Origin of the sequence: Allofournierella sp. (assembly GCF_017889395.1) — a bacterium.
Classification (GTDB): domain Bacteria; phylum Bacillota; class Clostridia; order Oscillospirales; family Ruminococcaceae; genus Allofournierella.
In genome coordinates, this window is record NZ_JAGHKE010000032.1 from 1 (window position 1) to 22,555 (window position 22,555).

Below are 22,555 nucleotides of genomic sequence, written 5' to 3' on the forward strand. Positions count from 1 at the left end.
CAGCAGCATGGGGCTGACAAGGCTGATGAAGGGCACCTCCAGATCCAGCGCGCCGAACAGGCCCATCTGGCCCACGTAGAATTTGTTTTCGTAGAAGGTACCCAGCAGCACCGCGATGTAGCGCAGCGGGTTCGAGAGGATGAACGCCAGCTGGCTCACCTCGCCCGCTCCGGCGATCTGCCGCCCCACGTAGGGGTAGTTATAGCGGAAGACGGTGCCGTACCAGTCGAAGAACTTGCCCAGGGCAAAGCCGCCCACCAGGCAGGCCGCCGCCAGCTGCCACTTCTTCCAGCGGGTCTTCCAGGCGCTCTTGGGCAGCACGATGGGCAGCACCAGCCACAGCAGGTTGATGTAGGGCTTGGCCACGTTCATCATCACAAAGGCAAACAGGAACAGGCCGATGTCCCGGTCGGTGATCTCATCCTTGCAGTAGAAGCTGGCCACCAGATAGTAAAAGCCCAGCAGGGTGGCGTCGTAGCTCACCGAGGCTGCCATATACAGGCTCAGGGGCAGCAGCATAAAGGCCAGGAACACTGGCTTGTAGCGCCTGCAGTTGCGTAGCGCCAGCCAGCACAGCGCCGCATAGGCGGCCAGATTCGCCAACCGGGCGGCGTACATGCAGCCCAGCGCGCCGAAGCCCAGCAGTCGGGCCACCAGAATGCCCAGCGCCTGGGGCGCCATGGAGATGGTCATGAAGAAATAGGGCTCGCTCACCGGATTTTCGGCGGGCTGGCCGTCAAAGTAGGCGGCAAAGCCGTCGGCCACGCCGCTCACCGGCCCGCCCTCGCCCTGCTGCTTGAGGGCGTAGCCCTCGGTGGTGTACACGCTGGGGTTGCCGTCCTCGTCGGTGGTCATACCCTGGCTGGTGTGGCTGTTCACCCAGGCCCCGGGTTTGACAAAGCGCACCAGCAAAAACACCGCCAGGATCGCCAGGCTGGCCAGGCCCACCATTGCCGCGGTGAGCGGCAGCGCCGCGATGCGGCCCTCCAGGTAATAAAACACCCGCCAGTAATAGGCAAAGCACACGGCCCCGGCGCAGGCGCACAGCCAGCCCAGCAGCCAGAACACCCCGCCGGGCAGCCGCCGCAGCCGGGCCAAAATGTCTTGTTGCGTCATAGAAATTCCTTTTCGCTTCGTTGATTTTTGCCGTTTCTCAGCGGCGGGAAAACTCCCCTTTTTAAACGGCATAAGCCGGGCAGACCTTTTTGCAAAAGTCCGCCCGGCAATGGCAAGGCAAGCCCGGGGGCTTACCTTACCCACAGGCTTACAGATTATAAACGTCCGGCTTGTAGCGGTCCAGGTTGTTTTTCAAAAACTCGATGGTCGCCGCCAGACCCTGCTCGAAGGTGTACTGGGGCTTCCAGTCGGTGATGGAGCGGATCTTGGTGGAATCGCCCAGCAGGCGGTTGACCTCGCTCTTCTCGGGGCGCAGGCGCTGCTCGTCGCACACGATCTTGGCCTCGGGGTTGATCTGGCGGATCAGCTCGTTGGCCAGATCGCCGATGGAATGCTCCTCACCGGTGGCGATGTTCACCTCCTGGCCGATGGCTGCCTCGCAACCCGCCAGTGCCATGAAGCCCGCCGCGGTGTCCTTCACGTAGTTGAAGTCACGGGTGGGGGTCAGGCTGCCCAGCTTGATCTCGGTGGCGCCGGTGAGCAGCTGGGTGATGATGGTGGGGATCACGGCCCGGGCGCTCTGGCGGGGGCCGTAGGTGTTGAAGGGCCGCACGATGGTGACCGGCAGATCAAAGCTGCGGTAGAAGCTCTCGGCCAGACGGTCCGCACCGATCTTGGTGGCGGAATAGGGGCTCTGGCCCTGGTAGGGATGCTTCTCGTCGATGGGTACATACTGAGCGGTGCCGTACACCTCGCTGGTGCTGGTGACCAAGAGACGCTTGGTGCCCACCTGACGGGCCGCGTTCAGCACGTTCAGGGTGCCCTTGATGTTGGTGTCCACGTAGCTGTCCGGGCTGTGGTAGCTGAAGGGGATGGCGATCAGCGCTGCCAGGTGATACACGATGTCCTGCCCTTCCATGGCATGGCGCACGCCGTTGGGGTCGCGGATGTCGCCCATAAACACCTCGATCTCGTTTTTGATCTCCTTGGGCAGGGTGTCCAGCCAGCCCCAGGTGCCGAAGGAATTGTAGTAGCAGAAGGCCTTGACCTTCTCGCCCTTTCGTACCAGCTCCTCGGTGAGGTGGCTGCCGATGAAGCCGTCGGCTCCGGTGACCATCACAGTGTTCGCCATATCGCAGAATCTCCTTTGCAACTTCGTTTGTTTTTATACCAAATATCCAGCCGCGCCGCCGCCCGCCGCATTGCGGGTCGGGGCCGGTTCGGTTGTTACCCAGTTGTTACTTAGTATAATATAAACCACCATTAATTTCAACAAAAACAGCGCCCTTGTCCATCGCCAGCGCACCTGAACACCCGTTTTCCTTTACAGTGGCCAAAAAAGCCGGTATAATGAGGGTTTGGGAAGAAGTTCCCATAATATACCGAAATAAAAAGGATGGGCAACCGTTTTGAGCTTTCAAAATCTTTCTTACCTTGCCTTTGCGCCGCTGGTGGCTTTTGTATATCTGAAGCTTATGCCCCGGCGCTGGCAAAATCATTTTCTGCTTGCGGCAAGCCTTGTTTTCTATTGGTGCAACCGCCCCACCGGCGACGGTTTTGCCGGCCTGTGGCAGGCGCTGCCCATTGCTCTGCTGGCGGCCAGCTGTGTGTTTGTGTGGCGCATGGGCCTGAGCCTGGAGGCCGCGCCGCCCGAACAGCGCGGGCGAAAGCTGGCGGCAGCGGTGATCGTGCTGCTGGCAGTTTTGGCCGTGTTCAAGTACTTCAACCTGGCGCTGGCCGTGCTGCCCTTTGCTCCCGGCGTGCTGCATCGTCTGCCCTTCCCTCTGGGCATCAGCTTCTACACCTTCGCCGCCCTCTCCTACCTGATCGATGTGAGCCGGGGCGACATGCCCGCCGAAAAGCGGTTTGTGAATCTGGCGGCCTTCCTCAGCTTTTTCGGCACCATCACCGCCGGGCCCATCTGCCGGGCCCAGAAGGTACTGCCCCAGCTGAACGAAGAACACCGCTTCGACGCGGCCCGCACCGTGCGGGCGCTGCAGCTCTTCGCCCTGGGCTTTTTCAAAAAGGTGGCGGTGGCGGACGTGCTGATGATGTACGTGAGCCAGGTCTTTGCGAACATTCCCGGCCACGGCGGCCCGGCGCTGCTGGCGGCCACCCTGGGCTACACCTTTTATCTTTACTTTGATTTCGTGGGTTATTCCCAGATGGCCCGGGCCAGTGCTCTCTTGCTGGGGCTGGAGATCCCGGAAAACTTCAAGACCCCCTTCTTTGCCACCAACTTCTCCGGCTTCTGGAGCCGGTGGCACATCAGCCTTTCCAGCTGGCTGCAGGACTACCTGTTCACCCCGCTGGTCTGGGCGGACGCTTCCAAGCTGCCGCTGCTGGGCCGCAAGATCACCCGGTTTTCGCCGGTGTTCTGTGTGTTCTGCGTGTTCTTTGTCTCCGGCTTCTGGCACGGCAACACCCTTCCCTTTGTGATCTGGGGCCTGTTGCAGGCCGCCTACCGGGTGGGCGAGGAGCTGCTGCATCAGAAGCTGGGCAAGCCCAAAAAGAAGGCCCCTGCCCGCCAGATGTGGGCCAAGCGGCTGGGCGTGTTCCTGCTCTGGAACTTCAGCATGGTGTTCTTTGCCATGGGCAGCGCCATCGGCCAGCCAGAGGGCGAAAGCTACGGCGTGGGCCAGGCCTTCGCCATTCTGAAGGGCTGGTTCGCGGGCTGGTCCCCCGCCCGCTTTGCCTCCGAGAGCTGGCAGGCCATTCTGGGCGGCTTCTACAACAACACCCTCATGGGCGCGGCCTGGCTTGTGATGCTGGCCTGCACCCTGGCGCTGGCCTTCTGGCTGGACTGGCAGCGCAACTTCCAGTTCAAGAACAAGAGCGAGGAGCTGGTGCTCACCGCCCAGAAGCCCGCTGTGCGCTGGGCGCTTTACTACGCGCTGGTGCTGTTCAGCTTCGCCGGTCTCGTCATGCAGAACGGCGGCTTTGCCGGGGGCAGCTTTGCCTACGGCGGTTTTTAATTCGGATCGCAGAAAGGAGCCCACGGCCCCATGAAACATATTTTACGCAACCTTGCGCTGCTGCTGGTTCCGGTGCTGGCGTATTTCTGCCTGTTTGCGGCCTTTGAGCCCAACAACTATTTCGGCCTGCACCCGAACACCGACAGCGACGCCCCCATCAGCCGGCTGAAGGATTTCAAGCGCCAGCCGGGCAATTCCATCATCATCGGTGATTCCCGTTTTGCCCACTTCGACATGGATCTGGTGAACGAAACCAGCGGCCGTCCCTGGCAGAATCTGGCCTTCGGCGGCGCGTCGCTGCGGGAGGGCATCGACCTTCTGAACTGGGCGCTGGATAATAATCCCAACCTGGAGGAAGTGATCTTCGGCTTTTCCTTCTACACCATCAACCAGGGCTACGACACCGACCGGATGAGCAATCTGGAAAAGACCCTGAACAACCCCTTCGCCTACTTCTTTAACCTGGAATACAACGTGAACATGCTTACCAACCTGCAAAACCAGCTCACCGGCCGGGTGGACGCCCCCGAGACCGGCGACTGGGTCTATCCGCAGGACTACACCGCCGCTGACGGCACGGTGTATGAGGTTCACACCCTGCTGGCCGAGTACCCCGCCGCCCTCATCACCAAATGCGAGAACTGGACGCTGAACACCAGCCAGTTGGACCGGCTGTACGAGGCCGCCGCCCGCTGCGCCGAGCGGGGCGTGAAGCTGACCGTGGTGCTGGCCCCCATGGCGGACATCGTGAAAACCGAAGTCTGCGACGTGTACGGCGAAGACGGTACCATCACCGAGCAGATGGAAAACGCCGTGCTGCCCCAGCTGGCGGAAAAAGCCTCTGAGCTTAGCTTCTCGGTGCTGGACTATGAATGGACCGACCGGCCGGACTTTGACGACGACACCCAATTCTACGACGGCTTCCACCTGGACGAACGCTACGGCCTGCCCCAGTGGACCGAGCAGCTGTTCACCGATCTGGGCTAAGGGCAGCCCTCCGCCAGTTCGGCGGATGCTGCCCCCAAAGCCCCCAAAAAAGGAGAGAAAAAAGTGAGTCTTGATTTTCTGATCCTCTACGAGCATACGGTGCGGGAATACGAAAGCGACCTTCTTTTAAAGCTGGAGCTGGAACGGCGGGGCTATACCGCCGAGATCCGCCAGCTGCTGGACCGCAAAAAGCTGAAATACTTCACCTGGAAAAAGCCCAAGGTGCTGGTGTCCAGCTGCATGTATGACAACGAGGCCATCAACAGTCACGTTTACAACAACGTGGGCAGGCTGAACAAGATCGTGAACCTGCACTGGGAGCAGATGCTCAGCGACACCCAGGAGGAGGGCGACTGGTTCAACTTTAACGGCAACGCCAAAAAGTGCGTGCAGACCTGCTGGGGCCGCCGCACCGCGGACCGGCTGATCGCCCACGGCATGGAGGAGAAAAACTGCCCGGTGACCGGCGCGGTGATGATGGACTTCGTGCGGCCGGAATTTTCCGGCTATTTCAAAAACAAGGCGGACCTGTGCGCCGAGTTCGGTCTGGATGCCTCCAAGGAGCTGCACCTTTACATTTCCAGCTTCGGTTATGCCAGCATGACCGAGCAGGAGGTCAAAGAGCTGAGCGAGATGGCGGGCACCGACTTTACCGGTTTTGCCGCCACCAACCGGGTGAGCATGGCCGAGACCCTGCGCTGGTTCGACGAGTATCTGGGCCAGCACCCGGAGGTGGAGCTGGTCTACCGCCGCCACCCCAGCGAATGGAACAGCCCTCAGCTGGCCGAGCTGGCCAAAAAGCGGCCCAACTTCCATGTGATCTTCGCCTACGGCGTGAAGGACTGGATCATGGCGGCGGACTCCATCTCCATCTGGATGAGCACCGCCATTGCCGAGGTGTACATGGCGGGCAAGAGCTGCCACATCCTGCGCCCGGCTCCCATCGAGCACGAGTACGACCCGGTGATCTACGCCGGTGCAAAGTATGTGACCAGCTACGAGGAATTTCTCGCCGCCATGGCGGACAAAAACCCGCCCTTCCCCATTGCCAGAGAGGTGATCGAGGGCTATTTTGACCCCAGTGAGACCCCCGCCTACATCCGCATGGCGGACCTGCTGGAGACCGTGTACAAGGAGCCGCCCCGGGACGAGCCCATGGGCGAGGGCTTCACGCCTCATTTCAACCTGCTCAAGTTCTTCGCGCTGTGGGGCGTACACATCCTGTTCGCTTTGCGCCTGCCCCCCAAAAAGGTGTTCTTCTTCCACAAAGGTCTGGCGGATTTTGCACAGCGCATCTACGGTTATGTGGAAAAAGCCTATGTGCCCAAAGCTCAGATCAAGGCCATGGAGGACAAGATCCGTCCCTTCGTGATGAAAGGGGGCAACTGACCGGACATGGAACGCCAGATGCGCCGCAACGTGCTGTTCAACACCGCGGGCAGCCTTTTGTTCTACATCTGCCAGGCAGCCATCACCCTGCTGGTCACCGCTCTGGCCGGGGCCGAGGCCAACGGCCTGCTGGCCACCGGCATGACCATCGCCAACGTCTGCCTTTCCGCCGCCAGCTATGGCATGCGCACCTTCCAGGTGTCGGACCTGTCGGGCAAATACACCGACCGCAGCTATCTGTTCAGCCGCTACATCACCCTGACGGCGGCGGGGGTGGGCTGCCTTGTGTTCTCGTTTATCAACAGCTATTCCGCCCAGCAGCGATGGGTGATCTTCCTCTACACCGGCTACCGACTGATCGAGAGCTGGTCCGATGTGTGGCACGGCTACCTGCAAAAGGCCGAGCGGATCGACATCGTGGGCATCAGCTTCGGGGTGCGCGGCATCGTGACCGCCCTGAGCGTGACTCTGGGTCTTCTGCTCACCAGGGACCTGGTGCTCACCTTGGCCATTCTGTTCGCACTGAACGCTGCCTACGTGCTGGTGGTGGACATTCCCCTGGCCCGCCGCCGGGCGGATTTCAAACGCACCGGCGGGGCGGGCGTGAAGGCCCTGCTGCTGGAATGCCTGCCGCTGGCGGTGTACGCCTTTTTGAACACCACCATCGCCTCGGTGCCCCGCTACTACTGCGAGCGGATTCTGGGCAGCGTGAAGCTGGGCTACTTCAACAACGTTTTCCTGCCGGTGATGATCTTACAGGTGGCGGTGATCTACCTGTTTGTGCCCTTCATCACCACCTTTGCCCACCTGTGGACCGACCGGAACGGCAAGGGCTTTTACAAGGGTCTGCGACTGCTGGGCGCGGCACTGGTGGCTTTGTGGATCGCCGGAACCATCGGCGTGGCCCTGCTGGGCCGCTGGGGGCTTTCGATCCTGTACCCCACCACCCCCGAGGTGCTGGATTATGCCCCCCTGCTGCAGCCGCTGGTGCTGGCTACCGTCTGCACGGTGGCGGCCACGGTTCTGTGTCACCTGCTCACCATTGCCCGGGAGATGCGTGGTCTGATTCTGGGCAATCTGGCGGGCCTTGCCGCCGCTCTTCTGGCCAGTCAGCCTCTGCTGCGCGCCTTCGACGTGTACGGCGCGGCCTGGGCCACCATTCTGGGCATCGGCGTACAGGCCATCGCCCTGCTGGCCTTCCTGCTCGTTCGCTGCAAAAAGCAGTTTGCGGCCAAACAATAAGCGCAAAAAAGCAAAACGATAGCCCCTTCCCTTAGCCGTTGTGACATAAGGGAAGGGGCTTTTATTGTGCTTATCGTTCGGTTGGTTGTTTCGTATGAATCAGCTTTGCTGCATCCGACGGCCCATCCAGTGGGAATAGATGCCCGGCACGATCATAGGCACCAGCCACAGCAGCATCCGGCCCGCATTCAGCGGCGAAAGCCAGCTGCCCAGCATCACCGCCGCGCCGCACAGGCCCCAGATGCCTCCGGTGACCATGTGGATATGGGTCCAGTTCTCTTCACTGGACATGGAAAACCGGTCCTGTACGCCCCAGCGGGAACCAAAGGGAAGCTCGGCCACATGAGCCGCCACGATCAGCACCGCCAGCCCCACCAGACCGGTCAGCAGCACCAGGATCTGGATTCTGCCGGTGAGGTTCGCCGCAAAGATCACGCTGTACATGGCCACGCTCAGCAGCGGGATCAGCCATCCCAGGCCCTCCCGCAGCGCACCCATCAGCCGGGGACCAAGCACCATGCTGTGCACCGTGGCATATACCACCCAGTGCATCACCATGAGCACGATGGGAATGGCGATCACTGCCCAGGGCTTGCTCATCAGGCTGGTCACCTCGCCGGTCTCGCCACTCCACTGCACCGCCATCTGCCCGGGCAGGCGGCCGTAGGCCAGAAGCCCGACCACCAGCGGCAGAGCGCAGGCCGCAAGGCCCGCCCAGAACGGAGTTTGTATCTGCTTTTTCATCCCACAGCACTTCCTTTCCTGCTCGGGGCATCCCCGTACCGACGCTGTGCAACAAAAAGCATCGCCCATGGGATGCGGATATTTTTCTACTGTTATCATACCGCCTGCCGTCCGGGCCGGTCAAACCCGGCGGCAGGCGGTTTTGCGCCGTTTGCCCGGTGATTTCGTCCCAGCGCTTGTGCGGGCGGGGCGGGGCGCTGTTTTGCAAAAAATTCATGAATTTTGCACCGGTGGCCCCACTGGAATTTGTAATATGGGCCGGGGCATGCTATAATGAAGCGACGGCACAGGAACCCCCTGTGCACAAGCCTTAACTTCAAGGGAGGGGATCGACCCATGAAATACTGTAAAAAATGCACCATGCCCGACACCCGGCCCGGTATCACCTTCGATGCCGAGGGCGTTTGCAGCGCCTGCCGCCACTACGAGAGCCGCGCCAACGTGGACTGGGATGCCCGCTGGAAGGAATTTGAAGCCCTGTGCGACAAGTACCGCGGCTGCAACGGCCCCGGCGGCTACGACTGCGCCGTTGCCGTGTCCGGCGGTAAGGACAGCCACTTCCAGGTCTACATCCTGAAAGAGGTCATGAAGATGAACCCCATCCTGTTCAGCGTGGAGGACAACTTCCCCATGACCGAGGCAGGCAAGCACAACCTGAAGAACATCAGCGAGGAGTTCGGCTGCACCATCATCAGCTGCAAGCCCAACATCAAGGCCCAGAAGACCCTGATGCGCGCCTTCTTCGAGAAGTATGGCAAGCCCACCTGGTACGTGGACCGGCTGATCTACACCTTCCCCCTGCACATGGCGCTGAAGTTCAACACTCCCCTGCTGTGCTACGGCGAGAACGTGAGCTTTGAGTACGGCGGCAACGCCGACGAGGAGACCTACTCCGCCCGCGGCCAGATCGAAAACGGCGTGGCCGTCGGCTTCCCCGAGGAGGAGCTGCTGAGCTATGGCGTTTCCGCCAACGACCTGGCCCTGACCAAGGCTCCCACCGCCGAGGAGCTGGCCCGTCTGGACCCCTTCTACATGAGCTACTTCCTGCCCTGGAACAGCTACAAGAACTACCAGCTGGCCAAGAGCCGCGGTTTCCACGACCTGACCCACGAGTGGGACCGCCGCCATCACGTGGAGAACTTCGACCAGATCGACTCCCGCGCCTACCTGGTGCACTCCTGGCTGAAGTACCCCAAGTTCGGCCATGCCGCCGCCACCGACTACACCGCCCGCTACATTCGCTACGGCCTGATGACCCGCGAGGAGGCCATCCCCCAGATCAAGGAGCGGGACGGCGCGCTGGACCCGTTGTGCGTGCGTGACTTCTGCGAGTTCTGCGGCTACACCGAGAGCGAGTTCTGGGCCATTCTGGACAAGTTCTACAACACCGACATCTTCCACAAGGACGAGTACGGCCGCTGGGTGCTGAACCACCCCATCTGGGAAGAGAATAAATAATCACAATTTATGATTATCTGCCCCGCTTTTTCGCCAAAAAGCGGGGCATTTTTTGTTTTTCTGGTAATATCGCGCAAAAAAGTGCTTGACAAACCGTAAATTCGACGGTATCATAAACGCATACTATCATCCAAAAGCTAGGAAGAGAAGAGTAGGCTTTCGGCATCGACCCTTACTAGAGAGCCCCGACGGTGGAAACGGGCAGGGAACAGGAAGCTGAACATGGTCTCGGAGCTGCGTGTGCGAAGAGCAGGAGTTCTAAGTGCCCGCCGGGAACGCCCGTTAAAGCGTCAGGCTGTAATCAGTTCATTTCTGCCGCAGCCGGAAAGGCCGTTGTCCCCGCAAGGGGCCGGTGAATCAAGGTGGTACCACGAAGTCTGTTACAGGCTGTCGTCCTTGTTTTGTTGCAAGGACGGCAGCCTTTTTGTTTTGCCGTTTTACCGCCGGACCGAACAAAGGAGAGAAAGAAAGCAATCATGTTTGAGATCAAACATCTGTCTAAAATCTTTACGGGAAGTGCCAGCAAGGTGGAAGCCCTGCGGGATGTTTCCACCACCATCCAGGATGGCGACATCTTCGGCATCATCGGCATGAGCGGCGCGGGCAAAAGCACCCTGCTGCGCTGCCTGTGCCTTTTGGAAAAGCCCACCGAGGGCCAGATCCTGCTGAACGGCAAGGACCTTGCCCATCTGAAGGGTAAGGAGCTGCTGGAGGCCCGCCGCCAGATGGGCGTGGTGTTCCAGGGCTACAACCTGCTGATGCAGAAGACCGTGGCCGAGAACGTGGCCTTCCCCCTGAAGCTTACCCCTTACAAAAAGGACGAGGTGGAAAAGCGGGTGGCCGAGCTGCTGGAGCTGGTGGGCCTTGCGGATAAGGCTCAGAGCTACCCCAGCCAGCTTTCCGGCGGTCAGAAGCAGCGGGTGGCGCTGGCCCGGGCGCTGGCGTCCAACCCTCAGGTGCTGCTGTGCGACGAGCCCACCAGCGCCCTGGACCCCCTCACCACCAAGAGCGTGCTGGAGCTTTTGCAGGCCATCAACAAAAAGCTGGGCGTGACGGTGATCATCATCACCCACGAGCTGGCGGTGGTCAAGGCCATCTGCAACCGGATGGTGGTCATCGACGGCGGTCGCTTTGTGGAGCAGGGCGACGCGGCTCAGATTTTTGAAAATCCCCAAAGCGACGTGGCTCGCCTTTTGCTGGGCAAGGAGGAATAACCCATGGCAGAATTTTTCGCACAGTACGGCAGCCTTTTGTGGGAGGGCACGCTGGAAACCCTTTATATGACTTTTGTTCCCACTCTGGTGGCCTATCTGATCGGCCTGCCTCTGGGCGTGCTGCTCACCACCACAAAATCCGGCGGCATCATGGCCGCTCCCCGCTTCAACGCGGTGTTCGGCTGGTTCGTGAACCTGTTCCGCAGCATCCCCTTCATGATCCTGATCTTCTTCGTTCTCCCCTTTACCCGGCTGATCGCGGGAACCTCCATCGGCGCAACCGCCGCCAACGTTCCCCTGTCCATCGCGGCGGCGCCCTTTGTGGCCCGCATGGTGGAGCAGAGCCTGGAGGAGATCGACGCCGGCGTGGTGGAGGCCGCCCGCTGCATGGGCGCCACCAACTGGCAGATCATCACCCGGGTGCTGCTGGTGGAAAGCGTGCCCAGCCTGCTGCGGGGCCTGTCCATCACCATCATCACCATCTTCGGCTACACCGCTGTGACCGGCGCGGTGGGCGCGGGCGGCCTTGGCAACATCGCCTTCCGCTTCGGCTACCAGCGCTACCAGAGCGACGTGATGTACGCCACCATCGTTCTGGTGGTCATTCTGGTGTGCATCATCCAGAGCGTGTGCAACCTGCTGGCCCGCAAGGCCGACAAACGCAACCGCTGATCCCCTTTTGAAAAAACAGCGCCCCGCTTCGGGCGGCGCGCGAGCCTTGAGCCGGGTGCTGTTTTCGTTTTACAACGCTTATTTCAACCCATCAACATAGAGGAGTGTATACCATGAAAAAACTGATTTCTCTGGCTCTGTGCGCCGTGCTGGCCGTGAGCCTGGCCGCCTGCGGCGGCAAGTCCGGCGGCTACAAGATTGGCATCCCGGCAGACGCCACCAACGGCGGCCGCGCTCTGCAGCTGCTGCAGGCCCAGGGCATCCTGACCCTGACCGAGGGCGTTGGCCTGGAGGCCACCGAGCGGGACATCGCCGAAAACCCCTACAACGTGGAAATCGTCCCCATGGAGGCCGCGGCCCTGCCCAGCAGCCTGCCTGATCTGGACTTCGCGGTCATCAACGGCAACTATGCCTCCGGCGCCGGCATCGGCGACACCGTTCTGGTGAGCGAAGACGCCGAGAGCGTGGCCGCCCAGACCTTCGGCAACATTCTGGCCGTGAAGGAGGGCCGGGAGACCGAGCCTGCCATCCAGGCGCTGGCCGCTGTGCTCATGAGCCAGGACGTGCAGGACTGGATCGCCGCCAATTACAACGGCGTGGTGATGCCCATGGGCGCTGAGGAGCTGACCATCCCCGAAATCGCCGAGCCCGTCACCCTGAAGGTGGGCGCTTCCCCCAGCCCCCACGCCGAGATTCTGGAGTACGCCGCTCCCATCCTGGCCGAGCACAACGTGACCCTGGAGATTGTGGAATTCGACGACTACGTGATGCCCAACACCGCCGTGGAGGACGGCAGCCTGGATGCCAACTACTTCCAGCATCAGCCCTATCTGGATGACTTCAACGCCGAGCAGGGCACCCACATCGTGAGCGTGGTCACCCCCCACTACGAGCCCATGGGCATCTACCCGGGCAAGACCGCCGATCTGAGCGTGTTCAGCAAATAACTCCCCCATCCCCCAAAACCCAAGCAAGCAAAAAAGAGGAAGCCCGTCAGGCTTCCTCTTTTTTATTTACTCTTGATTTGCTCTTGCAATCAGGCCTCAGCGGAGGTCGCAGGCTGTCGGTCCTCCTTGGGCAGCCATTTGCCGCACTTGTAATAGATCACAAAGCAGATGCTGGTGATGACCCAGCTCACCGGGTAGCTGACCGCCACCGTCAGAATATCCCGCTTGAGCGGCACCACAAAAATCACCCACAAAATCCGCAGTCCGCACACGCCGCTGCCGGTGAGGATCATGGGGATCAGCGCCTGACCGCAGCCGCGGATGGCACCGGACAAAATCTCGATGCACACGAAGGTCACATAGCAGGGCATCAGATGCCAACACAGCGTGACGGCAATTTCCAGCACCGCCTCGTCCTGGGTGAACAGCCGCAGCAGCAGCTCGGCGCAGCTCAGCATGATGGCACTCAGCCCCACGGCAGTGGCCGCGTTCATGGCAAGGCAGACATTCACGCTTTTGCGCACCCGGCTGTACAGCCCCGCGCCGTAGTTCTGGCCCGCAAAGGTGGTGATGGCAATGCCATAAGCGCCGCTGATCATCCAGAAGAAGCCGTCCACCTTGGAAAAGCTGGTCCAGGCGGCCACCGTATCGGTGCCGAAGGAGTTGATGCAGCTTTGCAGAATCACGTTGGAAATGGCATACATGTTGCCCTGAATGCCCGCCGGAATGCCCACCTGCAGCACCCGGCCCAGGCTGGCCCGATCAAAGCCCAGCTGGGTTTTATCCAACCGATAGATGGCCTGGGTTCCGGAAAGGGAGAGATAAACCAGCGCGGCGCTCACCCACTGGGAGATCATGGTGGCAAGGCCCGCGCCCAGCGCGCCCAGACCCATCACCGCCACAAACAGGATGTCCAGCACGATGTTCACCAGGCAGGCCACGATCAAAAAGTACAGCGGGCGCTTGGTGTCGCCCACCGCACGCAGGATGCCCGCACCCACATTATAAAAGAACGAGGGGATCATGCCCAGGCAGTAGGCGATCAGATACTGCACCGCGTATTCCATCACATCCGCCGGGGTACCCATAAGCTCCAGCGCGGGCCGGGCCGCCAAGATACCCAGGACCGTGAAAAGCAGACCGCCCGCCAGCGACATGGCCACCGAGGTGTGCACTGTTTTCTGTACCCGCTGCGGGTCCCGGGCGCCCACACCCTGGGCCACCACCACAGTGGTACCGGCTGCCACGCCGGTGAACAGGTTCACCACAATGTTCACCAGATTGCTGGCGCCGCCGCCCACCGCGGCCAGCGCCTGCTTGCCCACGAACTGCCCCACGATGACCGCATCGAAGGTGTTATACAGCTGCTGGAAGAAGGTGCCGAACAGAATGGGGAAAAAGAACACAAGGATCTGCTTCCAGATCACACCCTGCGTGATCTGATTTTCCGCGCTGACGGAACGCGACATATCACAAAACCTCTTTTCTGAAATTCACTCCCGGGGGCCGCGGCCCTCATAAAAACACTTGAAAGCCACAACAGTATAGCACGATTGCACCGCCGTGTCGACCATCGTTATTTGTTTGGCACAAATTCGGTATTTTGACCAAAGCCATGACAAGTTCGCAACAAGTTCTTTATAATATAAAAGCAGGAACAATACCGCCCCGGCCGGGCACAGAAAGGGAGAAACGCTCCATGGCACACATTCTCATTGCCGAAGACGAAACCGCCATCAACAATCTGATCCGCTCCAATTTAAAGCTGGTGGGCCACAGCTGCGCCCAGGCCTTCACCGGGCCCGAGGCGCTGGAGCTGGCCCAGAGCCAGGCCTTCGATCTGGTACTGCTGGATGTGATGCTCCCCGGGCTGGACGGCTTTGCCGTAAAAGCCCAGCTGCCCGCCGGGCTGCCGGTGATCTTCGTGACCGCCAAGACCAGCCTGTCGGACAAGCTGCAGGGGCTGGGCCTTGGCGCGGAGGACTACATCGTGAAGCCCTTCGAGGTGCTGGAGCTGCTGGCCCGGGTGGAGATCGTGCTGCGGCGGGGCGGCAAATCCGCCCGCACCTTCACGCTGGACGGGCTGCGGGTGGATCTGGACGCCCACCGGGTCTTTCTTCGCGAAGAGGAAGTGCCCCTCACGCCTCAGGAATACAGCCTGCTGGAGGTGCTCATCACCAACCGGAACCTGGCCCTCAGCCGGGAAAAGCTGCTGAACCTGGCCTGGGGCTACGACTACGAGGGCGAAAGCCGCACGGTGGATGCCCACATCCAGCGGCTGCGCAAAAAGCTGGAGCTGGAAGGGCGCATCCAGACCGTTTACAAGCTGGGCTACCGGCTCAGCACCCGCTGAAAGGGGCTTTTATGAAACGTCTCACTCTGAAATACTGGCAGAAAACCTATCTGGCCACGCTGGGGCTGTTTCTCTGCTGCCTTGCGGGCAGCATCGGGGCAGTGTTCAGCCTGGGACAGCGGCAGAACTTTTCCTCCACGGTAAACGAGGCCCTGGCCCAGCAGCAATACCTGATGCAGAGCCTTGTGCAGGATGCCCAGGCCGTGGCGGCCTCCCGTCCGGCGGCACTGCCCAATCTGTATGAATACTACGCCACTCAGTACGCGGGAGGCGGCATCCCGCTGGAGGTGGCGGAAAACGGCGCTGTGCTCTACTCTACCCTGCCCGCCGTGGAGGGCGGACGCACCCGGCCGGAGGTTCCCGAGGGCCAGCGGGTCTATCTGGTGCTGCCCACCGAAGAGGGGCGGCAGCTGTTTGTCTCCTCCCGGCTTGCCACCGTCTCGCCGGATACCATCGTCACCTGCGCCTTCCCCATGGAGGGGTTTTATCAGGAGTGGGCCCGCATCCGGCTGCTGTTTCTCATCATCGGCGGGGTGGTGAGCGGGGTGTTTGCCATCGCCTTGTATCTGGTGCTTGCCCGGATGTATCAGCCGCTGGCTCAGGTGACCGACACCGCCCGTGCCATTGCGGCAGGCGATCTTGCCGCCCGCGCGCCGGACCAGCGGCGGGACGAGGTGGGCGAGCTGGGCCGTGCCATGAACCAGATGGCAGGTCAGGTGCAGCACAAGATCGACCAGCTGGAGACCGCCGCCAGCCAGAAGCAGCAGCTGATCGACAATCTGGCCCACGAGATGCGTACCCCGCTCACCGCCATCGGCGGCTGGGCCGAGACCATGCAGCGGGCCCAGATGGACCCGGAAGAGCTGATGGAGGCCACCGATACCATCCTGTTCGAGAGCCGCCGGGTGCTGGCGCTGAGCCAGCAGCTTCTGAAGCTGAGCGTGCTGCGCAGCGAGCCGCTGGAGCTGGCCCCGGTGGATGCGGCAGACCTGCTGCGCCGGGTGGAGCGCACCATCGGCCCTAAGGCCCGGGCCCGCCAGGTGGACTTCGCGGTGCTGCCCCCCGATTGCCCGGTGGAGCTTTCGGCCGACGAGGTACTGCTGGAAAGCCTGCTGGTCAACCTGTGCGACAACGGGGTAAAGGCCTGCGCCGCCGGGGGCCGGGTACGGCTGCTGACCCACCGTGCGCCGGGCCGGGTGCTGTTCGTGGTGACCGACGACGGCCGGGGCATGGACCGGGAGACGCTGGCCCACCTAGGCGAGCCCTTTTACCGGGCGGACAAGGCCCGCAGCCGGGCCGAGGGCGGGGCCGGGCTGGGGCTTTCGCTCTGCTTTGCCATCGCCCGCCGCCATGGCGCACAGCTGGAATTCGAGAGCCAGCCGGGCCGGGGCACCCGGGCCACGGTGACTTTTACAACTTTGCAATAAGTTTTTACCGCTTCGCAACACCCCGCACCTTTTGTGGCAACAGCTGGGAAGTAGACTAAAGCCAGAAAACAGGCCGGGGCCTTCCACCCCCGGCTGCGCCAAGGAGGATGTTATGATGAATCTTCGCCCCATTGCCCTCAGCCTGACGGCCACCCTGGCCCTGACCGGCTTTTCCGCCTGCTCTGCTCCCGGGCAGACTCCGGTGGCGGTGAGTGACCCGGTGAGCGCATCCGTAAATGCCGCCGGGCAGATCGTGGAGGATTATGACTTTCGGTTTATCGACCGAACTGCCGAGAAGATCGAGGAGTACAAAACCTACGACTATACCGAAGGGCACCCCACGCCTGCCCTGCCCCGGCCGGAATTCCTGCCCACCCAGGACATCGCCAAAAAGGCGGGCGAGCTGTGCCAGTCCGCTCTGGGGATGGACCTTTCCTCCCAGCTGATTGCGCTGTGTTACATGGAGGACCCGAACCTTTCCCGGACCCAGTCGGTAGTGAAGGCCAGCGTGCCCATTCCCAGCAGCGCGGAAAACCCGCTGTTTCAACGTGCCGCATCGGTATTCCTGCAAATGGATTCTGTAACCGGTGAGCTGTTCAGCTATTCCCTTTATCCGGGGCAGGGCTGCACCGACCCGGAGCAGCCTCAAAAGGACACCTGGCCCCAACTGGCGCAGGACTTCTGCACCACGGCGGGCCTGGGCCAGATCCAGAGCACTGAGTTTACGGATGAAGCCAGTGCCCATCAGGACTGGCTCTGGGCCGTTCTGGAAAACGGCGACACCGCTCTGTTCCAGTTTTCCACCGGCAACACTCTCACCTACTTTGAGAACGTGACCGCCACCGGCGGTCAGGCGCGGGTGGATGCTCTGCACCAAAAAGATGCCATCGATCGCTGAGGAGGGATTTATCATGAAATGTCTTTCTGTTCTTATCGCCACCCTCTGCGCCGTCTCGCTCTTCACCGCCTGCTCTGCTCCTGGGCAGACTCCGGTGACGGTGAGCGACCCGGTGAGCGCCTCCTCCAGCTCCGCGCCGGACCCGGTGAGCGCCGCGCTAGACGCCTGCGACTACGCCTATCACGACTACACCGAGGAATTTATGGCCGAGCATCCCGACCCGGTCCAGCTCAACAACGGATTGGAGGGCGTTCCGGATTACTACAAAATCTATGTGCAGCCGGACGAGGCCTGCATGGAGGTGCAGCAGGCGGTGAACACCGCAGCCCACTGGATGGAGGCCGCCAGCGGCATCCCCCTGGGGGAATATCAGTTCACCACCTACGCCTTCCGCCGCACCGACTACCAGAACGGCGAGCGCACCATCTGGAGCGTGGACTGCTGGCAGGCCCCGGACGGCACCGACGAGGGCAGCTTCCACTTTATTGCCCTGCTGGACGCCATCAACGGCCAGCTGCTTTCGCTGAACGTGAAGCCTCCCTTGAACAGCGGACTGTACGCCTCCGATTCCTCCGATTCGATGGAGCTGTTCCAGGTCATGCTGCCCGCCCTGTTTGAGGAGATGGGCCTGCCCACCGTGGAAGCCGTGAAGCCTGCCGGAGATTCCGGCGGCGGATTCCTGCCGGTGCAGATCTCCACCGCGTCCGGTGATTACCGGGCTGCCTACATGGTCTCCGAAAACACCGCCCAGCTCACCTTCCTTGCACTGGACGGCGCGTTCCTGCTTTAAAAGCACAAACATCAGCCCGCCATGGCTTTGCACCATGGCGGGCTGATGTTGTTTTCGTTCTATTCATGCGGCCATTGCACGGCGGCCCACACGGCCCGCCCAGGCCAGCGGTCCCTGGTACACCACCCGCAGCGGCTCCAGATAGGCAAAATCCTCCGGGCGCACCAGGCTGGGGTGGTCCGGCAGCTCCAGCGCCCCCGCATCCTGCAGGGTCTGGGCCACAAACTGGCTGCACACGAATTTATTCCGCCGCTGGTGGGCGATGCCCAGCCAGGCCAGCGCCAGACCCAGCACGTCATAGCCGTAGTCCAGCTGGCGGCGCTCCATCTTTTCCAGCCGGCGGGCAATGCGGTCGTAGGCCTTCTGGCTCACCGGCAGCTCCAGCACCAGGCTGTCCGCCGTGCCGCTGCGGCCGTAAACCCCGTCGTACAGATTCTCCCGGATGAAACCGGCAGGCAGGGGCGCAATCTCGTAGCGGCGGGCAAAGCTGTACATCTGCTCCAGGTCCCGGTCCAGCGCCAGGCTCACGTGGGTATAGCGGTTGCCGGTCAGGCCGTGCATGGCCCGGGCAAACAGGGTGTCGGTACGGGATAACAATAAGTAAACATTCGGCATGATTCTGGCTCCTTTCGCCGCGGCCCTTTTCTGGTGGTACTTCCCCTTCCCCGGGCGGGCGGTATGCATGGTTCCGGTACTTCCTACCGGCTCAGTAGGTTTCCCTTTGCTCATACAACGAGTCTGAATGCGCCGGTTCTTCATCTTTTTTCAAAAAAATTGACACACCGCCCGCTTGCACCTATAATAAAAGCACTTTCCCCGGCAGCGGGGGCGATGAGGAGGGGATTTCCATGCGCCATCTGGGCACACCGATCTTAGAGACCGAACGGCTGATCCTGCGGCCGCTGACCACCAGCGATGCCATTCCCATGTTTGAAACCTGGGCAAACGACCCGCAGGTGACCCGCTTTCTGCGCTGGGAGCCCCACAAGGACTGGCTGGAGACCGCCCAGCTGCTGGCCGCCTGGGAGGCCCTTTACCAGAACCCGGACTACTACCAGTGGGCCGTCTGCCTGCGCGGAACGGATTCCCCCTTCGGCAGCATCAGCATCATGGAGGGCGAGGAACAGGACTCCTCCCTGTGGCATGCTCCCGGCCTGGACCATTCCGCCGGGGTTTGGGAGGTAGGCTACTGCTACGGCCGCGCCTTCTGGGGCAAGGGCTACGCCACCGAGGCTTTGTGCGCCGTGCGGGACTTCTGGTTCAAAGAAGTGGGCGGCCCCTGGCTGGCCTGCTGCCATGCCACGGCAAACCCCGCCAGCGGCCGGGTGATGGAAAAGGCCGGATGGGTGTGGGACCACGACAGCCTTTACCACAAATTCGACGGCACCCCGGTGCCCTGCCGGTGCTATGTGAACCGAAACCCGAATTTCTGACGCGATAATTTGACAGCGATAAAAGGAGCTTATATGAGTGAACTGATGATTCAAGACAAGGAGCCGGTGAAGGTTGTCCTGCTGGGGCTGGACCTTGGCCAGTTTGACGCGGACCGGAGCATGGACGAGCTGAGCGCTCTGTGCGAGGCCAACGGCATGGAAGCGGTGGCTCAGATCGTGCAGCGGCGCGCCGCCCCCGAGGCGGGCACCCTGCTGGGCGAGGGCAAACTGGAGGAGGCCAAGCTCTACTGCCAGAACCTGGGGGCCGAGGCGGCCATCTTTGACGGCGAGCTGACCGGCAGCCAGATCCGCAACCTGTCCGAGCGGCTGGACGTGGAGGTGCTGGACCGCACCATGCTGATTCTGGAGATCTTCCGCAGCCGGGCGGTAACCAACGAAGGTAAGGTGCAGACCGAGCTGGCCATGCTGCGCTACCGGCTGCCCCGTCTACAGGGTCTGGGCGAGAGCCTGTCCCGTCAGGGCGGCGGCGGTGGCGGCGGCGGCGGTGCACGGCGCGGCGCAGGCGAAAGCAAGCTGGAATACGACCGGCGGCATATCCATCGGCGCATCGAGGCGCTGGAGCAGAAGCTCACCGAGCTGGAAAAGCGCCGCGGCGAGAACCGCCGTGCCCGCCAGAAGGCCGGTACCCCGGTGATCAGCCTGGTGGGCTACACCAACGTGGGCAAGTCCAGCCTTTTGAACGCCCTGTGCGGGGCTGAGGTGATGGAGGCAGACATGCTGTTCGCCACCCTGGACCCCACCGCCCGCAAGCTGACCCTGCCCAGCGGTCTGAACGTGATCGCAGTGGACACCGTAGGCTTTGTGAGCCGCCTGCCCCACAAGCTGGTGGAGGCCTTCAAGAGCACTCTGGAGGAAGCCGCCTATTCCGATGTGATCGTGAAGGTGGCGGACGCTGCTGATGAGGAGCGGGAGGATCAGTTGACCGTCACCGATCAGGTGCTGGCAGAGCTGGGCTGCGAGGGCATCCCGCAGCTGACCGTGTACAACAAGTGCGACAAGGCCGGTGCCACTCCCTTTGATCCGGCGGTGATCCTGACCAGCGCCAAGACCGGCCAGGGTCTGGACGACCTGCTGGCCGCGCTGGACGCCGCTCTCTCGGACCGGGTGCGGGCGGTGAAGCTGGTGCTCCCCTACGACAAGCTGGGCCTGGCCGAAGCCATGCGCAGCCGGGGCAGCGTTTCGGTGGAGGACTACCGGGAAAACGGAGTCTACTTCGAAGGCTTTGTGAAGAGCAGCGACCTGCACATTTACCTGCCGTACCTGCTGGAAAACTGAACAAAAAGCAGAAAGGCCCGCCGGAAAACCGGCGGGCCTTTCTGCATAGAGGGGTGGGAAAGTATAATAAGTGAGAAGTTATCAAATTCAGGAGTGCGTGTCTTGCACTGTCTTTAGTATACCCATTTTTCTTAATATGTCAAATTGAAATGCCGGTTTTTTCTTTCCGGATTCCCTTTACTTTTGCGTTTTTGCTTTATATAATTAAGTGAAGCCACCAAATTGTTTTCATCTTTTTTGATTGTATAATTTCTCTATATTTTTTCTTAACTTTGTCAATTTTTTATGTCACTTTGATGTTTCCCGGAAAGGAGCTGTTTTTTTGGACGATTTAGACAAAAAGATCCTGATGCTTTTGGAGCAAAATGCCCGTATGCCTGTGAAGGACATTGCCCGCCAGGTGGCCCTCACCAGCCCGGCAGTGTCCAGCCGCATCCGGCGGCTGGAGGAGCAGGGTGTGATCGCCGGATACACCGCCCTGCTGCGGGACCCCCAGCGCCAGACCAGCGTGGACGCGCTGATCAGCGTATCCATCGCACCGGCAGACCGGGACGAATTCCTCACCCTGGCCCGGGCGGATGCTCAGGTGCGCCAGTGCTTCCATGTGACCGGCAGCCACAGCTTTATCGTGAAGGTAAGCTGCGAGGGCATGCCGCAGCTGGAGCAGCTGATCACCCGGTTCCAGCGTATGGGACCCACCAGCACCCAGATCATTCTTTCCACCCCGGTGGAGCGGGGGTCTTTTTTCAGCTCGGCGCAATAATCCGGGGCGCTGTTTCGTATTCCAGTCACAGGGGCAAACTTACGGCTGTTTTGGGCATACTTGCAGCAAAGGGCCGTTTTCTCCCGCCGCCGGCGGGGCTGCCCATTGACAAAGGAGTGTTTTTATGAAACGTTTATTTTCGATTCTTCTGGCCGGTGTTCTGGCCGCCGGTCTGGTGGGCTGCGCCTCCTCCGGCGCGGATTCCGCCGTCAGCCATACCCCCGCAGACTACACCGCCGCCCTGGCGGACAGCCGCACCGAGGAGGATAACAGCAACTACACCATCTTCACCCTGGAGGGTGACAGCTACACCGCCAGCAAGGGCTATGCCGAACATCTGGACTCGGAGGCCATTGCCAGCCAGGGCCAGATGAGTCTGGATGTGCTGGGCCTTGCCGCCGAGGATGTGGAAAGCGCCGCCTACAGCGTGTCGCTGATGAATGTGAAGGCCTACGGCGTGGCCATCGTAAAGCCCGCTGAGGGCAAGACTGACGCGGTGAAGGAGGCCCTCTCCGGCTTCATCGAATCCCAGAAATCCGCCCAGGAGAACTACCTGGCGGACCAGTACGCCATTGCCAAGGCCGCCAAACTGGAGACCCTGAAAAGCGGCGAGGTGGTTCTGGTGATGTGTGAAAATCAGGATCAGGTGTTCCAGAGCATCGAGACCGCGCTGAAATAATCCAGTAAAAAATGCTCCGGTCCGCGTTCCCCCTTTCGGGGGCGCGGGCCGGAGCATTTTGTTTGCCGCTCAGCCGCTGTTTTTCTGGATGTAGATGCGCAGCGCCTGGATCATCAGCAGCAACACCTTGATGCTCAGCACCAGCACGGCCACGCCCAGCACCACCAGCGCC

The 22,555-nt window shown here is 61.3% G+C and carries 21 protein-coding genes; 16 read left to right on the plus strand and 5 right to left on the minus strand.

The features are described from left to right. Both J7G73_RS05715 and J7G73_RS05720 read right to left on the minus strand, forming a co-directional pair. Positions 1-1,116: DUF2142 domain-containing protein (locus J7G73_RS05715; protein ID WP_291245565.1), on the minus strand; the 1,116-nt coding region annotated here is incomplete at its 3' end. A 148-nt stretch (positions 1,117-1,264) separates the two neighbouring features. After that, a complete protein-coding gene (locus J7G73_RS05720) occupies positions 1,265-2,248 on the minus strand; it encodes an NAD-dependent 4,6-dehydratase LegB (RefSeq protein ID WP_291245566.1) in 984 nt (327 codons plus the stop codon). Positions 2,249-2,525: 277 nt separating this feature from the next. Between J7G73_RS05720 and J7G73_RS05725 the strand changes: the two genes are divergently transcribed. The 4 genes from J7G73_RS05725 to J7G73_RS05740 all read left to right on the plus strand — a co-directional run bounded on the left by J7G73_RS05725 (position 2,526) and on the right by J7G73_RS05740 (position 7,709). Beyond that, entirely contained in the window at positions 2,526-4,091 is a 1,566-nt protein-coding gene (locus tag J7G73_RS05725) for an MBOAT family O-acyltransferase (RefSeq protein ID WP_291245567.1), read from the plus strand. A 30-nt stretch (positions 4,092-4,121) separates the two neighbouring features. Continuing rightward, a complete protein-coding gene (locus tag J7G73_RS05730) occupies positions 4,122-5,078 on the plus strand; it encodes a hypothetical protein (RefSeq protein WP_291245568.1) in 957 nt (318 codons plus the stop codon). 63 nt (positions 5,079-5,141) lie between these two features. Continuing rightward, entirely contained in the window at positions 5,142-6,467 is a 1,326-nt protein-coding gene (locus J7G73_RS05735) for a surface carbohydrate biosynthesis protein (protein ID WP_291245569.1), read from the plus strand. 6 nt (positions 6,468-6,473) lie between these two features. Next, the gene (locus J7G73_RS05740; RefSeq protein ID WP_291245570.1) at positions 6,474-7,709 is read left to right on the plus strand and encodes a lipopolysaccharide biosynthesis protein; all 1,236 of its coding nucleotides are present in this window, start codon (positions 6,474-6,476) and stop codon (positions 7,707-7,709) included. Between the two features lie 99 nt (positions 7,710-7,808). Here J7G73_RS05740 and J7G73_RS05745 read toward each other — a convergent pair whose 3' ends face one another. Further along, positions 7,809-8,453 (minus strand): DUF1648 domain-containing protein, encoded by a 645-nt coding sequence (locus J7G73_RS05745; protein WP_291245571.1) that lies wholly within the window; start codon positions 8,451-8,453, stop codon positions 7,809-7,811. 336 nt (positions 8,454-8,789) lie between these two features. On the opposite strand from J7G73_RS05745, the gene J7G73_RS05750 reads away from it, so the two are divergent. The 4 genes from J7G73_RS05750 (at position 8,790) to J7G73_RS05765 (ending at position 12,744) form a co-directional block, all read left to right on the plus strand. After that, a complete protein-coding gene (locus J7G73_RS05750; RefSeq protein ID WP_087292091.1) occupies positions 8,790-9,911 on the plus strand; it encodes an N-acetyl sugar amidotransferase in 1,122 nt (373 codons plus the stop codon). A gap of 476 nt (positions 9,912-10,387) precedes the next feature. Next, positions 10,388-11,125, plus strand: a complete 738-nt coding sequence (locus tag J7G73_RS05755) for a methionine ABC transporter ATP-binding protein (protein ID WP_291245572.1) — start codon at positions 10,388-10,390, stop codon at positions 11,123-11,125. Positions 11,126-11,128: 3 nt separating this feature from the next. Next, the gene (locus J7G73_RS05760; protein WP_087292087.1) at positions 11,129-11,797 is read left to right on the plus strand and encodes a methionine ABC transporter permease; all 669 of its coding nucleotides are present in this window, start codon (positions 11,129-11,131) and stop codon (positions 11,795-11,797) included. Positions 11,798-11,910: 113 nt separating this feature from the next. Then, positions 11,911-12,744, plus strand: coding sequence for a MetQ/NlpA family ABC transporter substrate-binding protein (locus J7G73_RS05765; protein ID WP_087292084.1), 834 nt, complete (start codon positions 11,911-11,913; stop codon positions 12,742-12,744). 89 nt (positions 12,745-12,833) lie between these two features. On the opposite strand, the gene J7G73_RS05770 is transcribed toward J7G73_RS05765, so the two are convergent. Next, entirely contained in the window at positions 12,834-14,213 is a 1,380-nt protein-coding gene (locus tag J7G73_RS05770; protein WP_291245573.1) for an MATE family efflux transporter, read from the minus strand. 230 nt (positions 14,214-14,443) lie between these two features. Here J7G73_RS05770 and J7G73_RS05775 point away from each other — a divergent pair, with 230 nt between their 5' ends. The 4 genes from J7G73_RS05775 (at position 14,444) to J7G73_RS05790 (ending at position 18,212) form a co-directional block, all read left to right on the plus strand. Beyond that, positions 14,444-15,097 carry a response regulator transcription factor gene (locus J7G73_RS05775; protein ID WP_291245574.1) on the plus strand — a complete coding sequence of 218 codons (654 nt, stop codon included), beginning with the start codon at positions 14,444-14,446 and terminating at the stop codon, positions 15,095-15,097. 11 nt (positions 15,098-15,108) lie between these two features. Continuing rightward, positions 15,109-16,524 carry a HAMP domain-containing sensor histidine kinase gene (locus J7G73_RS05780; protein WP_291245575.1) on the plus strand — a complete coding sequence of 472 codons (1,416 nt, stop codon included), beginning with the start codon at positions 15,109-15,111 and terminating at the stop codon, positions 16,522-16,524. Between the two features lie 112 nt (positions 16,525-16,636). Beyond that, the gene (locus J7G73_RS05785) at positions 16,637-17,422 is read left to right on the plus strand and encodes a hypothetical protein (protein WP_291245576.1); all 786 of its coding nucleotides are present in this window, start codon (positions 16,637-16,639) and stop codon (positions 17,420-17,422) included. A gap of 13 nt (positions 17,423-17,435) precedes the next feature. Further along, positions 17,436-18,212, plus strand: a complete 777-nt coding sequence (locus tag J7G73_RS05790) for a hypothetical protein (protein WP_291245577.1) — start codon at positions 17,436-17,438, stop codon at positions 18,210-18,212. A 63-nt stretch (positions 18,213-18,275) separates the two neighbouring features. Here the strand turns inward: J7G73_RS05790 and J7G73_RS05795 are convergent, their stop codons facing one another. Beyond that, positions 18,276-18,827 carry a hypothetical protein gene (locus tag J7G73_RS05795; protein WP_291244511.1) on the minus strand — a complete coding sequence of 184 codons (552 nt, stop codon included), beginning with the start codon at positions 18,825-18,827 and terminating at the stop codon, positions 18,276-18,278. Between the two features lie 233 nt (positions 18,828-19,060). On the opposite strand from J7G73_RS05795, the gene J7G73_RS05800 reads away from it, so the two are divergent. The 4 genes from J7G73_RS05800 (at position 19,061) to J7G73_RS05815 (ending at position 22,383) form a co-directional block, all read left to right on the plus strand. Continuing rightward, entirely contained in the window at positions 19,061-19,645 is a 585-nt protein-coding gene (locus J7G73_RS05800; protein WP_291245578.1) for a GNAT family N-acetyltransferase, read from the plus strand. Between the two features lie 33 nt (positions 19,646-19,678). Next, entirely contained in the window at positions 19,679-20,941 is a 1,263-nt protein-coding gene (hflX, locus tag J7G73_RS05805; RefSeq protein WP_087292060.1) for a GTPase HflX, read from the plus strand. A gap of 322 nt (positions 20,942-21,263) precedes the next feature. After that, positions 21,264-21,704: an Lrp/AsnC family transcriptional regulator gene (locus J7G73_RS05810; RefSeq protein ID WP_291245579.1), complete on the plus strand. Its 441-nt coding sequence runs from the start codon at positions 21,264-21,266 to the stop codon at positions 21,702-21,704. Between the two features lie 124 nt (positions 21,705-21,828). Further along, positions 21,829-22,383, plus strand: coding sequence for a DUF4358 domain-containing protein (locus J7G73_RS05815; RefSeq protein WP_291245580.1), 555 nt, complete (start codon positions 21,829-21,831; stop codon positions 22,381-22,383). The last annotated feature ends 172 nt before the right edge of the window (positions 22,384-22,555 follow it).

What these genes read in the sequence shown, in the direction of transcription:
- J7G73_RS05720 (WP_291245566.1), bottom strand. Translation starts at nt 2,248, where the DNA reads ATGGCGAACACTGTGATGGTCACCGGAGCCGACGGCTTCATCGGCAGC.
- J7G73_RS05730 (WP_291245568.1), top strand. Translation starts at nt 4,122, where the DNA reads ATGAAACATATTTTACGCAACCTTGCGCTGCTGCTGGTTCCGGTGCTG.
- J7G73_RS05740 (WP_291245570.1), top strand. Translation starts at nt 6,474, where the DNA reads ATGGAACGCCAGATGCGCCGCAACGTGCTGTTCAACACCGCGGGCAGC.
- J7G73_RS05745 (WP_291245571.1), bottom strand. Translation starts at nt 8,453, where the DNA reads ATGAAAAAGCAGATACAAACTCCGTTCTGGGCGGGCCTTGCGGCCTGC.
- J7G73_RS05750 (WP_087292091.1), top strand. Translation starts at nt 8,790, where the DNA reads ATGAAATACTGTAAAAAATGCACCATGCCCGACACCCGGCCCGGTATC.
- J7G73_RS05755 (WP_291245572.1), top strand. Translation starts at nt 10,388, where the DNA reads ATGTTTGAGATCAAACATCTGTCTAAAATCTTTACGGGAAGTGCCAGC.
- J7G73_RS05760 (WP_087292087.1), top strand. Translation starts at nt 11,129, where the DNA reads ATGGCAGAATTTTTCGCACAGTACGGCAGCCTTTTGTGGGAGGGCACG.
- J7G73_RS05765 (WP_087292084.1), top strand. Translation starts at nt 11,911, where the DNA reads ATGAAAAAACTGATTTCTCTGGCTCTGTGCGCCGTGCTGGCCGTGAGC.
- J7G73_RS05770 (WP_291245573.1), bottom strand. Translation starts at nt 14,213, where the DNA reads ATGTCGCGTTCCGTCAGCGCGGAAAATCAGATCACGCAGGGTGTGATC.
- J7G73_RS05775 (WP_291245574.1), top strand. Translation starts at nt 14,444, where the DNA reads ATGGCACACATTCTCATTGCCGAAGACGAAACCGCCATCAACAATCTG.
- J7G73_RS05780 (WP_291245575.1), top strand. Translation starts at nt 15,109, where the DNA reads ATGAAACGTCTCACTCTGAAATACTGGCAGAAAACCTATCTGGCCACG.
- J7G73_RS05785 (WP_291245576.1), top strand. Translation starts at nt 16,637, where the DNA reads ATGATGAATCTTCGCCCCATTGCCCTCAGCCTGACGGCCACCCTGGCC.
- J7G73_RS05790 (WP_291245577.1), top strand. Translation starts at nt 17,436, where the DNA reads ATGAAATGTCTTTCTGTTCTTATCGCCACCCTCTGCGCCGTCTCGCTC.
- J7G73_RS05795 (WP_291244511.1), bottom strand. Translation starts at nt 18,827, where the DNA reads ATGCCGAATGTTTACTTATTGTTATCCCGTACCGACACCCTGTTTGCC.
- J7G73_RS05800 (WP_291245578.1), top strand. Translation starts at nt 19,061, where the DNA reads ATGCGCCATCTGGGCACACCGATCTTAGAGACCGAACGGCTGATCCTG.
- hflX (WP_087292060.1), top strand. Translation starts at nt 19,679, where the DNA reads ATGAGTGAACTGATGATTCAAGACAAGGAGCCGGTGAAGGTTGTCCTG.
- J7G73_RS05815 (WP_291245580.1), top strand. Translation starts at nt 21,829, where the DNA reads ATGAAACGTTTATTTTCGATTCTTCTGGCCGGTGTTCTGGCCGCCGGT.